The following is an 11,480-nucleotide window of genomic DNA, read 5'->3' as shown; positions in this document are numbered from 1 at the left end:
GCTGTTTCTTTTCGACTCGGCCCGGGCGGGGGGGGGGCCAACCCCCCCCCCCCCCCCCCCCCGGGGCGCCCCCCCATAGTTAAACCCCCCCCCCCCCCCCCTCCGCTGTGCGGGGCCCCGGTGGGGCGTTCCGACTGCGCTCCGTAGCGGACGAACCGGCGATCGACCGATGTGATTTACACCACGGGCGTGTCCGTGAGGTGGACAGCGCGTGTCGGCCGGACGGTGATCCCGGTCGGCGGCCGGTCCGGTCCCGCGGCGGAACGCGATCCGGTCGGCGGTGCCGGCCGGGTGCGTGCCCGCCCCGGTACGCGATCGCCTCCGGTACGGGCCCGGTGCCGTCCGCCCCGTCCCGTATCCGTCCCCGCGCCGGAGGTTTCACCCGCACGAGCGGCCCCGCCCCGGTGCGCCACGGACCGCGCCGCCGTCCACCGGGCGCCGCGCCGGGCCGCGGCCCTGGCGGCCGGCCCGCGCGGCACCGATGATGACGGGCATGGACAGCGGACAACCGCGGTACCGGAACCCGGCGGCGCGCAACTGGCGCTGCGCTCCGGCACCGGTGGCGCGGGTCCGCGCCTTCCACCGGGGCCTGCCGGGCTACCGGGAGACGCCGCTGGTGGACCTGGGCGGCGGGGTGTCCGTCAAGGACGAGTCCCGGCGGATGGGCCTGGGCGCGTTCAAGGTGCTGGGCGCCTCCTGGGCGTTGCACCGGGCGGGCGGTGCCCCCGAGCGGCTGGTGACGGCGACGGACGGCAACCACGGCCGGGCGGTGGCCCGGCTGGGGCGGCTGCGCGGCGTCCCGGTGGAGGTGTACGTGCCGCGCGGGGTCCGTCCGGCCGCCGTCGCCGCCATCGCCGCCGAGGGGGCCCGCGTGGTCCGGGTGGACGGCGACTACGACGCGGCGGTCGCCCGCGCGAGGGCGGCCGGCCCGCTGCTGGTGCAGGACACCGCGTGGCCCGGGTACGAGGAGATCCCCGGCTGGATCGTGGAGGGCTACGCCACGCTGTTCTCCGAGATCGATGAGCAACTGGCGGCGGCGGGGGCGGCCCCGGCCGGTCTGGTGGTGGTCCCGGCCGGCGTCGGCTCACTGGCCCAGGCGGCCGTCACCCACTACCGCTCCGGGCCCGCCACCGGCCCGCGCCCGGCGCTGCTCGCCGTGGAGCCGGACAGCGCCGCCTGCGTCCTCGCCTCGCTCGCCGCCGGGGAGCCCGTGACGGTGCGCACCGGGACGACGGCGATGGCCGGTCTCAACTGCGGCACGCCCTCGTCCCTGGCCTGGCCGTATCTGCGGGGCGGGCTGGACGCGGCGGTCACGGTGACCGACGCGCGGGCCGCGGTGGCGGCGCGGGAGCTCGCGGGTCACGGCATCGACGCCGGCCCGTGCGGCGCGGCGTCCCTCGCGGCCTGGCGCGCGGCCCCCGAGGTGGCGGGCCGGGGGTCGGTGGTCCTGCTGAACACCGAGGGGACCCTCACCCGTACAGCCAATGGTATGTAAATCCTAGAGTCGCTTCGTGCGTTCAACGCCGTGTGTTTTACGTGCTTTCCCTTTTGTTTTCTGTCATGGTTTTCACCGCCTGTCAGAAGATGGCTTGGGAAGGTGGGTCATGCGCTTTTCTGTGGGGTTCGGGAAACGTGCGGCAGTCTGTGTGCTGTCCGCGTTCCTGCTGTCCATCGGGGTGTCCCAGCACACCGCCGTTCCCGCGCCGTCCGATCGCGGGGAATCCGAATCCGTACCGTTCACCGAGCGGTACCGAGCCGTCCAGCACGGCGGTATCGCCCGGGCCGCCAATTCCGTCATCACCTGCGGGGAAGCGGTCATCATCACCGCCCCCGCCTGCGCCGACGTGCAGCGCAACGGTGCGGGCGGGCGCAGCGGACAGTACGAGATGACGTACATCGACATCGATTCCGACCGCAACACCTACAACTCCTCCAGCGCCGAACTGCGGCTTCCCGAAGGCTCCCGGGTGAGTTACGCCCGGCTGTACTGGGGCGCCAATCTGCGGGTCGGCGAACAGAAGGACCCCGCCGACAACGACCGGGTCCTGATCGCCGAACCCGGCGGAAACTACAAGGAAATCCGCGCCGATACGGTCGTCGGCCACCGCGACGCCGGAACCCACCAGGGGTTCTCCGCCTCCGCCGATATCACCGAACTCGTGCGCTGGTCCGAGCCGGGCGCCTGGACCGTCGCCCAGCTCAATGTCGCCATGGGCAACTCGGACATGGGCGCCTGGGGCGGCTGGACCCTGGTCGTCGCCTACGAGAACCCGGCCGAACCGCTGCGCGAACTCGTCCTGTGGGACGGCTTCGCGTCGGTCGACGGACCGTCCCAGGACGTCGTGATCACCCTGGACGGCCTGGCGGTTACCCCGGGAGCCCAGGGCAGCGTCGGCGTCGTCGGCTACCACGGGGAGCGCACCGCCAACGGGCACGGGCTCACCGTCCGGGACACCGGCGGCGGCGGCGCGGTCGTGCGGCACCGGGCACTGGATTCGACCATCGCCGACCACGGGCGCCCGGTCACCGCACGTGACCCGGCGCACCTCAACACCCTCGGCTACGACTCCAACATCCTGGACATCCGGCAGGCCCTGACCGCGGGACCCGGCGAACTCGAACTGCGCTTCTCGGGCGGATCGCGTCCGTACCAGCTCGGCGCGGTGTTCCTCCAGGCCGACGCCGCGGCACGCGAGTGAGGCGGGACGCGATGACGAGGGTGACGACGGTTCTGCACATCGCGCAGCCCACCGAGGGGGGCGTCGCCCGGGTCGTGACCGACCTGGTGCGCGCCCAGACCGCGGACGGGATCCGCACCGCGCTGCTGTGCCCGCCCACCGGCCCGCTGAGCACGGCGGCCCGCGCGGCCGGCGCGCGGGTCAGGGACTGGGTCGCCGGGCGCGAACCGGGCCCGAACCTCGCCTGGGAGGCGGCGTTCGTGGCCCGCGCGGTGCGCGGACTGCGCCCCGACGTGGTGCATCTGCACAGCTCCAAGGCCGGCTTGGCGGGCCGGCTCGCGGTCCGTGGCCGGATCCCCACGGTGTTCCAGCCGCACGCCTGGTCCTTCGAGGCCGCGGAAGGGACGGCACGGCAGCTCGCGGTGCGCTGGGAGCGGTTCGGGACGCGCTGGGCGGACCGGGTGCTGTGCGTGAGCGAGGCGGAACGCGAACGGGGAGTGCGCGCCGGGATCACGGCGCCGTGGGCGGTCATCCGCAACGGCATCGACCTGGAACGGTTCGCGGCGGCCGGAGAGGTCGAGCGGCGTCAGGCGCGGGCGGCGCTCGCGGCGGTGCACGGGGTGCCGCAGCGGGCGCCGCTGGTGGTGTGCGTGGGACGGCTGTGCCGGCAGAAGGGCCAGGACCTGCTGCTCGCGGCGTGGCGCCGGGTGGCCGAACGGGTACCCGGCGCACGGCTGGTGCTGGTCGGCGACGGCCCGGAGCGGGCCCGGCTGACGGCGGCGGCCGACCCCCGGCAGGTGCTGTTCGCCGGGCACAGCGAGGACCCGGTGCCCTGGTACACGGCCGCCGACCTGGTGGTCCAGCCCTCGCGCTGGGAAGGCATGGCGCTGGCGCCGCTGGAGGCGATGGCCGTGGGCCGCGCGGTACTGCTGAGCGATGTGGGCGGGGCACGGGAGAGCCTGGCACCGGGTCAGGCCGCCGAATGCCTGGTCCCGGCGGGCGACGTGGCCGCGCTGGCACGGGCCCTGACGGCGCTGCTGACGGCGCCCGACCGCCGCCGCGCGCTGGCGCGCGCGGCGCAGGAGCACGCCAGGACCGGGTTCGACCTGCACGCGACGGCGGCGGCGTACCGGGACCTGTACGAGACGGTGCGGAGCCGGTCCCGCGGCGAGGGGCACGGCCCTGCGGGCGGTTCCGGTTCCGGCTCGGGCGGCGGCGTCCGGGGCGCGCTGCGGAGTGTGGTGCGGGGCGGAACACGCCCCGCGGGCGGTGGCGGCGGCTGTGGTGCGGAGCACCGGGACCGGCCGGCGATCCGCCGGCCCGGCACCACCGCCCCCCACGGCCCGGCGGCCCCCCGCGAGGCGGCGGACGCGGCGGGCGGGGCGCGGAGCGGGGCGACGGAGCCGGTGGCCCGGGGCGCCGGGGGCGCTCTGGGTGCCCGTGCCGCGCACGGGGGTCCGGCTGTCCGGAGCGCCGCGAGCGGCGGTCGGACGGTGGCCAGTGGTGCGTCGGGCCTGGCGGCCGAGCGGACCGATCCGGCCAACCGGTCCGAGGGCCGGGTGGCGACCGGAGGCTCGTCGTCGGTGTCGGCCTTCGGTGAGCCGGGGTCGGAGGGTAGGCGGGCCGATGAGGCTGTCCGGGCCGAGAGCCGGGCGGTGACGACTGGGGAGATGTCACAGGTGTCGGCCGGTGGCGAGCCGGGCTCGGCGACGGCCCGGGTCGATGAGGCTGTCCGGGCCGAGAGCCGGGCGGTGACTGCGGAGATGTCACAGGTGCTGGCCGGTGGCGAGCCGGGCCGGGCGGCGGCGGGGGTCGATGAGGGTGTCCGGCCCGAGAGTTGGGCGGTGACCGGCGAGACGTCACGGGTGCCGACTGATGGCGAGCCCGCACCGGCGGCGGGATGGGCCGGTCCAGCTCTCCAACCCGGGGGCCGGGCGGCGGCGAGCCCGCCGCAGGCGCCGGTGGGCGGCGAGCCGCGCACGGCGACCGGCGAGACAGCCCGGAGCACCAGTACGAAGGTGGCCGTGGAGGACGAGCCCGGCCAGGTGGCCGGTCCGGCAGCCCAGGCTGCCCGGGCCGGGAGCCGGTCGGCTGCTGAGGTCGGGTCACCGGTGTCCGCCACCGATGAGCCGCGACCGGCGGCTGGACAGGTCGATCCGGCTGCCCGGTCCGAGGGCCGGTCGGTGACCGGAGGCACGCCTCCGGTATCGGCGGGCGATGAGCCGCGACGGCTGGCCGGGCCGACCAGCACGGCGGTGCCCGCGCTGCCGACGCATCACGGATTCGTGAGCTGCCCTCTGACCGTGGGATCACCCGACGCAACGGGCACGGCCCGGTCGGCGACGGCGGTGGGCGGGGGCGGGCATGTCCACGGATAGCGTCAGCGCACCCGAGACCGCCACCCGGGTCTGCACCCCGCCCCCCGCCCGTCCGACGGGCGCCAGCGCGGGGCCCTCGGCCGCCCCGGGCACAGCGGTGGGAAGAACAGCACCCCCGCCTTCGCCGGGGCAGACGGCAGCCGTGCCACCGGGGGCCCCGACCGGGACGGACTCCGCCGTGTCCTTCACCGCGATGGCGCCCGTGCCTTCGGCGGGGACGGCGGCGGCCCCCGGGCTGGCGGCGTCGGTTCCCGCGTCCGCACCCGTGGCACCCGTGGGCTCGGCGGGCAGGACCGCCGCCGCCCCTGTGTCTCCGGCGGGGGATGCCGCGCCCGGCGCCCCCGCACAACCTTCCGCCCCGGCCGCGTCGTCGGCGCCCGCGCCTTCGGCGGGTCATACGGCGTCGGTGGCGTCGGCACCACCAGGGGCATCGCCAGGCGGGACAGCGCCCACCCCCGCGCCTGCGGCGGGTCGGGACGGACCGATGGCTCCGGGCGCCCCGACGAGAGGGGCCGCGCCCGGCCTCCACACGAACCGTTCCGCTCCTGCGGCGTCGGAAGCCCCCGTGGCGTTGGGGCGGAGGGTGGTGGGGCCCGCGCCTTCGGCGGGGCACCGTGCGACGGCAGCGTCGGTGACGTCGGCCGGAACGATGATCACTGTGCCCCCGGCCGGGTCGGCCACCTCCACGGCGCCCGTGGCCTCGGCGCGGACCGCGCCCGCGTCCCCACGGCGGCACGCCACGTCCGCAGCCCCGATCGGCCTGTCCGTCCCCGGTGCTCCGGTGGGAGGGCCGGCGTCGGCTGCCTCCGCCCCGGTCACCCCGGCCGTACCGGTGGAAGGGCCGGCCCCAGCCGCAGCCGCGTCGGCGGCCCGGGCCACCACCGCAACGCCGTCCGTCCTCGGTGCGTTGGCGGGGAGACACGCTCCGGTGGGAGCGTCCGCATCGGCTGCGTCGGCGGCCCCGGCCGCGCCACGGGTACGGGGGGCCGCGCCTGCCGACCCCGTGGCCGCCGCCACCGCCACCGCCCCGCCCGCAGGCCCCACCACCCCCGTCGTTCTGCCGGCCCCCGCCGGCCGTCCGCCCGTTGACCCCGCCACCGTCCGGCGCCGGGGGTGGCGGCCCGGGGCTGCCGGGTTGCTGTGTGGTGCGGACTTCCTCGCCGTCGTCCTGCTCGCCGTGCTCGGGGGCGGCGGCGTCCTGCACGGGCTCACCGTCCTCACCGTCCTCCTCGCCCTCAACGCCTGGGCCGGCCTGTACCGCCCCACCCCCATGGCCGCCGCCCTCGACGAACTGCCCCGGCTCGCCGGGCACGGTCTGCTGGGCTGGCTGCTGAGCGGCGGCGGTCCCGTGTTCCTCCTCGTCCCGCTGTTCGCCGCCGCCGGGCGCGGCGCCGTGTACCAGCTGCGCCGCGCCGCCCTGCGCGACCGCCCCCGCCGCACCCTGGTGGTCGGCACCGGCACCGCCGCCCGGCGCGTCGCGGCGCTGCTCGCCGAGCATCCCGAGTACGGCATGCGTCCCACCGGCCCCGTCGACCCGGACCGGCTCGACGCCGCCCTCGGCGGCGTCCGCACGGTCGTCTTCACCCGCGCCCAGGAGGACACCGCCCCGCTGCGCCGCTGCTGGGAACGCGGCGTCACGGTCTGGCTGGTGGACCCCGAACCACCCCTGTGGTTCCCGGCCCCCGCCACCCATCTGTGGGGGTACACCTGCCGCCGGCTCGACCCGCCCGAACGCCGCCCGCCCGGCGCCGACCTGCTGAAACGGGCGTTCGACATCACCGGTTCCGGGCTCGCGCTGCTTCTCGCCGCGCCCCTCCTCGGCGGCTGCGCGCTCGCCGTCCGGCTGGCCGACGGTCCCGGCGTCCTCTTCCGCCAGGAACGGATCGGCAAGGACGGCAAGCCGTTCACCATGCTCAAGTTCCGGACCCTGCGCCCCGACACCGAGCAGGAGGCCGCCACCCGCTGGACCGTCGCGGGCGACCACCGCATGAGCCCGGTCGGCCGGCTGCTGCGGCGTACCTCGCTCGACGAACTGCCCCAGCTGTGGAACGTGCTGCGCGGCGACATGAGCCTGGTCGGCCCGCGCCCCGAACGCCCCTACTTCGTGGACGAGTTCAGCCGCACGTACCCCGGCTACGCCGACCGTCACCGGATGCCGGTCGGGCTCACCGGCCTCGCCCAGGTCAGCGGGCTGCGCGGGGACACCTCCATCGAGGACCGCACCCGGTTCGACAACCTGTACATCGAGACCTGGTCGCTGTGGGCGGACGTGCGCATCATGCTGCGCACCACCGCCTCCTGCTTCCGTCTCGGAGGGAGCTGAGCGTGGCTCTCGCTCTCCCGGCCCGGGCCGTACGGTCCGTACGGACCGCCGGTTCGCACGGCACCGTCCTGCTCGCCGTGCTGCCCGTCGCGCTGCTCGCGCTGCCGGTCACCACCCGCGTCACCCCCGCCGACGCCGCCTCGCTCGCCCTGGTCGCGGCGTGCGCGGTGGTGCTCGTCCGGCGCTGGGCCGCCGTGCCCCGGCTCGGCGCGGGGGCGGCGGCGGTGCTCGGCGTCCCGGCGGTGGCGTTCGCGGTCGTCACCGTCACCGCCCCGGATCCGGTGGCGGCGCTGCCGGGGTTCCTGCGGTACCTCCAGGTGTTCGTCCTGGTGCCGCTGGCCCTGGTGCTGCTGCTGCGCTCGCGCCGTGACGTGCGGCTGGTGGCGGTCGCCGTGGTCGGGCTGGCGCTGGTGCAGGGCGCGGTCGGGGTGGTGCAGTACGCCACCGGCACCGGCGCCTCGTACATGGGCGAGAACGTGCGGGCCGTGGGCACGTTCGGTCCGCTGAACGTGATGGGCATGGCCACCGTGGTCGCGTACGGGATCATCGCCGCGCTCTGTCTGGGCCTGGCCCCGCCGCCCGGCGCGCCGCGCTGGTGGCGGCCGGTGGCGCTGGGCTGCGCGGGCGCGCTGTGCGTGCCGCTGGCGGTGTCGTTCAGCCGGGGCGCGTGGCTGGCGACGGGCGCCGCCGTGGGCGCGGTGCTGCTCATCGCCGGGTGGCGCAGGGCCCGCCGTACCCTCGCGCTGCTGCTGTGCGGCGGCGCGCTGCTGGTGGGCGGGGCGGCGCTGGTCTCGGACGCGGTCGCGGACCGGCTCACCAGCATCGGGCAGGTGACCGGCACGCCCGACCAGTCCGTCATCGACCGGTACGCGATGTGGGACGCGGCGCTGGGGATGTGGCGGCAGGAGCCGTGGACGGGGGTCGGGCCGAGGGGTTTCGCCGAGTACCGCGACACGCACGCCTCGCTGGCCCTGTCGGCGGGCAGCGACACGGCGGGGGCGGGCGCGGAGTTCCAGGTGCAGGAACTGCTGTCGCCGCACAACATGTACCTGCTGCTGCTGAGCGAGCAGGGGCTGCTGGGCGCGGCGGCCGTGGTGGGCGGCTGGGCGGCGCTGCTGCTCGGCGCGGTGCTGCGGCTGCGGCGCTGCGGCCCGGTGGACGGGGGGCTGCTGGCCACGGGGCTGATGGTGTGGCTGACCGTCAACTTCCTGTACGCGGACATCGGCGGACCGACGACGGTGCTGACGGCGGTGGCGTTCGGCCTGGTGGCGTGGTGGGCGCTGGCTCCGGCGGCGCTCCGTCCCGAGCCCCCGGCCCGTCCCGAGCCGGTGTCCGGCCGGACGGGGCGGACGGGGCGGACGGGGCGGACGCCATGAGCGGTACGGCGGAGGTACGGGAGCCGGAAGGTGCGGCACGGCAGGAGCCGGGCCGGGACCGGGGGCAGCGGTTCGTCGCGCGCGCGGCCGGGCTGACGGCCGTCCTCGCGGCGGGCGGAGCGCTGTTCGGGCTGCTGCGCGACCAGATGATCGCACGGCTGTTCGGGGCTGACGGCGCGACGGACGCCTTTCTCGTCTCCTGGACCATCCCGGAGTTCGCCTCGACCCTGCTGATCGAGGAGGCCATGGCCCTGGTGCTGGTCCCGGCGTTCAGCGTCGCCCTCGCCCGGGGCACCACCGACCCCGACGCCGTCCGCCGGCTCCTCGCCGGTTCCCTGCCGCGCGTCCTGCTCGGCCTCGCCGCCGCCGCCGCGCTGGCCGCGCTCGCCGCCCCGCTGCTGGTACGGCTGCTCGCGCCCGGCCTCGCCGACCCGGCCCTCGCCGTCGACTGCACCCGGCTGACCGCCGTCACCGTGCTCACCTTCGGCATCGCCGGCTACTTCAGCGCCGCCCTGCGCGCCCACCGCCGCTACCTGGCACCGGCCGCCATCTACATCGGCTACAACATCGGGATCATCGCCACCGCGCTGGCCCTGCACAGCAGGTTCGGGGTGCGCGCCGCCGCCCTCGGGGTCGCCGTGGGCGGGGTCCTGATGGTGCTGCTCCAACTCCCGTTCTTCCTGCGCACCCTCCCCGTCCGGGCCGCCTGGGCCGACTGGCGCTCCGCCCGGCGCGCGGCCGCCGACGGCACCCGCCGCCCGTACGTCCTGGGTGTCACCGTCGCGCTCGTCGCGCCGATCGTGCTGTTCGCCCTCAGCCGGCAGGCCCAGGTCCTGGTGGAACGTTTCCTCGCTTCCTCCCTCACCCCCGGCGCCATCTCGCACCTCAACTACGCCCAGAAAGTCGGCCAGATCCCCATGGTGCTGGCGCTCATGATCCCCACCGTCACCCTGCCGCTCGTCGCCCGCGCGCTGGCCGAAGGCGACACGGAGGGGGCCCGGCGCCGGGTGGAACGCGATCTGCTGCTGGTCGGCATCGTGGCGGCCCTGGGCGCCGCGTACCTCATCGCCTGCGCCCCCCAGCTCGTCGAAGTCCTCTTCCAGCGCGGCGAGTTCACCGCCGAGTCGACGGCCGCCACCGCCGCCGTGATGCGCGTGTACGCGCTCGGACTGCTCGGCCACACCCTGGTCGGCGCGCTGATCAGGCCGTTCTTCTCCGCCGCCCGCCCCGTCTGGTTCCCGCTGGCCGCCATGGGCGTCGGGCTGGCGATCACCGTGGTGGCCGGCAGCGTCGCCGTGCGGTACTGGGGCGCTCCCGGGATCGCCGCCGCCAACGCCGCCGGGATCACCGCCACCGCCCTGCTGCTGATGCGCGGCCTCGCCGGCCGGGTCATCCCCATCGACCCCGCCGCCGTCATGGCCGGGCTCGGCCGCCTGCTCCCCGCCGCCCTCGCCGCCGCCGCGGCGGGCTGGGCCACCGCGGCCCGGGCCCCGTCCGCACTGCTGTCCACCCTCCTCACCGCCCTGGTGACAGCGGCGGTCTTCGCGGCCTGCGCGAGGGCCCTGCGGGTGCCGGAGGCCGTGACCCTGCTGTCCGCCGCCCGACGAAAGCTGAAGGCCACACCATGACCTCACTCGACGACCTGCTGAACCAGCCGGGTCCCGGCCCGGAGCCCGGCCCCGACGAACCCCACGGCGGCGGGCCGGAACCGGACACCGAGCCGGAGCGCGCCCCGGCGAGAGCCGCCAGGCGCCACCTGTGGATGCTCATGTACCACTCCGTCACGGTGACCGCGGCCGACCCGTACAACATCACCGTCACCCCCGAGCGGCTGCGCACGCACCTCGACTGGCTGCGCGCCCGCGGCCTGCGCGGCGTCTCCGCCGCCGAACTGCTCGCCGCGCACGACGCGGGCGACACCGGCGGACTGGTCGCGCTCACCTTCGACGACGGCTACACCGACTTCACCCGCAACGCCCTGCCGCTGCTGCGCCGCCACGGGTTCACGGCCACCGTGTTTGTGCTGCCCGGCCGGCTGGGCGGCGAGAACGAGTGGGACGAACTCGGCCCCCGCAGGGAACTCCTCGACGAAGCCGGCATCCGCGCCGCCGCCGACGCCGGAATGGAGATCGGCTCGCACGGCCTGCTGCACCGGGCCCTGCCCGACCTCGACGACGCGACCCTGCGCGCCGAGACCGCCGACAGCCGCGCCCGGCTGGCCGAGCTGACCGGCCGCGAGCCGGCCGGGTTCTGCTACCCGTACGGCAGCGTCGACGAGCGGTCGGTGACCGCCGTACGGGACGCCGGCTACGCGTACGCCTGCGCCATCGACCCCGGACCGCTCACCGGCCGGCACGCCCTGCCCCGGGTCCACGTCGGCCAGTCCGACGGCGCGGCCCGGCTGCGCCTGAAGCGGCTGCTGCACCCGCTGCGCCGCCGCCCGGTGGAGGCCGGGGCGTGAAACGGGCCCTCCACGTCATCACCGGCCTCGGCGTGGGCGGCGCCGAACGCCAGCTGCGCGCGCTGCTCACCCGGCTGCCGCTGCCGAGCGACGTCGTCACCCTCACCAACCCGGGCGCCGTGGCGCGCGAACTGCGGGCCGACGGCGTCCGGGTGACGCACCTGGGCATGACCGGCAACCGTGACCTGGGCGCCGTGCCCAGGCTGGCCCGGCTGATCCGGCGCGGCGGATATGACCTGGTCCACACCCATCTGTACCTGTCTC

Annotated in this window: 7 protein-coding genes and 1 pseudogene; all 8 read left to right on the top strand. The window is 76.5% G+C overall.

The window, feature by feature from the left end; genetic code table 11:
* Nucleotides 1-493 precede the first annotated feature (493 nt).
* The gene (locus ACFV5N_RS17275; protein WP_385600149.1) at nt 494-1,495 is read left to right on the top strand and encodes a pyridoxal-phosphate dependent enzyme; all 1,002 of its coding nucleotides are present in this window, start codon (nt 494-496) and stop codon (nt 1,493-1,495) included.
* Nucleotides 1,496-1,604: 109 nt separating this feature from the next.
* Nucleotides 1,605-2,699 carry a DUF3344 domain-containing protein gene (locus tag ACFV5N_RS17270; RefSeq protein ID WP_385600146.1) on the top strand — a complete coding sequence of 365 codons (1,095 nt, stop codon included), beginning with the start codon at nt 1,605-1,607 and terminating at the stop codon, nt 2,697-2,699.
* An 11-nt stretch (nt 2,700-2,710) separates the two neighbouring features.
* Nucleotides 2,711-3,841 (top strand): annotated as a pseudogene (locus ACFV5N_RS17265) (glycosyltransferase); the annotation flags it as partial.
* A gap of 2,350 nt (nt 3,842-6,191) precedes the next feature.
* Entirely contained in the window at nt 6,192-7,379 is a 1,188-nt protein-coding gene (locus ACFV5N_RS17260; protein ID WP_385600143.1) for an exopolysaccharide biosynthesis polyprenyl glycosylphosphotransferase, read from the top strand.
* Nucleotides 7,380-7,381: 2 nt separating this feature from the next.
* Nucleotides 7,382-8,755, top strand: a complete 1,374-nt coding sequence (locus tag ACFV5N_RS17255; protein ID WP_385600140.1) for an O-antigen ligase family protein — start codon at nt 7,382-7,384, stop codon at nt 8,753-8,755.
* A complete protein-coding gene (locus tag ACFV5N_RS17250) occupies nt 8,752-10,383 on the top strand; it encodes a lipid II flippase MurJ (protein ID WP_385600138.1) in 1,632 nt (543 codons plus the stop codon). Before ACFV5N_RS17255 ends, ACFV5N_RS17250 begins: the two co-directional genes overlap by 4 nt.
* 140 nt (nt 10,384-10,523) lie before the next feature.
* On the top strand, nt 10,524-11,216 hold the full coding sequence (locus ACFV5N_RS17245) for a polysaccharide deacetylase family protein (RefSeq protein ID WP_385600152.1): 693 nt from the start codon (nt 10,524-10,526) through the stop codon (nt 11,214-11,216).
* Nucleotides 11,213-11,480: glycosyltransferase (locus ACFV5N_RS17240; RefSeq protein ID WP_385600135.1), on the top strand; the 268-nt coding region annotated here is incomplete at its 3' end. The genes ACFV5N_RS17245 and ACFV5N_RS17240, both read left to right, overlap by 4 nt.

The organism is Streptomyces sp. NPDC059853 (assembly GCF_042731495.1).
Classification (GTDB): domain Bacteria; phylum Actinomycetota; class Actinomycetes; order Streptomycetales; family Streptomycetaceae; genus Streptomyces.
Note: the sequence above shows the minus strand (reverse complement) of the source record. Positions and strands in the feature narration are given on the sequence as shown.

Coding starts and splice junctions, on each gene's coding strand:
- ACFV5N_RS17275 (WP_385600149.1), top strand. CDS start 494: ATGGACAGCGGACAACCGCGGTACCGGAACCCGGCGGCGCGCAACTGG.
- ACFV5N_RS17270 (WP_385600146.1), top strand. CDS start 1,605: ATGCGCTTTTCTGTGGGGTTCGGGAAACGTGCGGCAGTCTGTGTGCTG.
- ACFV5N_RS17250 (WP_385600138.1), top strand. CDS start 8,752: ATGAGCGGTACGGCGGAGGTACGGGAGCCGGAAGGTGCGGCACGGCAG.
- ACFV5N_RS17245 (WP_385600152.1), top strand. CDS start 10,524: ATGTACCACTCCGTCACGGTGACCGCGGCCGACCCGTACAACATCACC.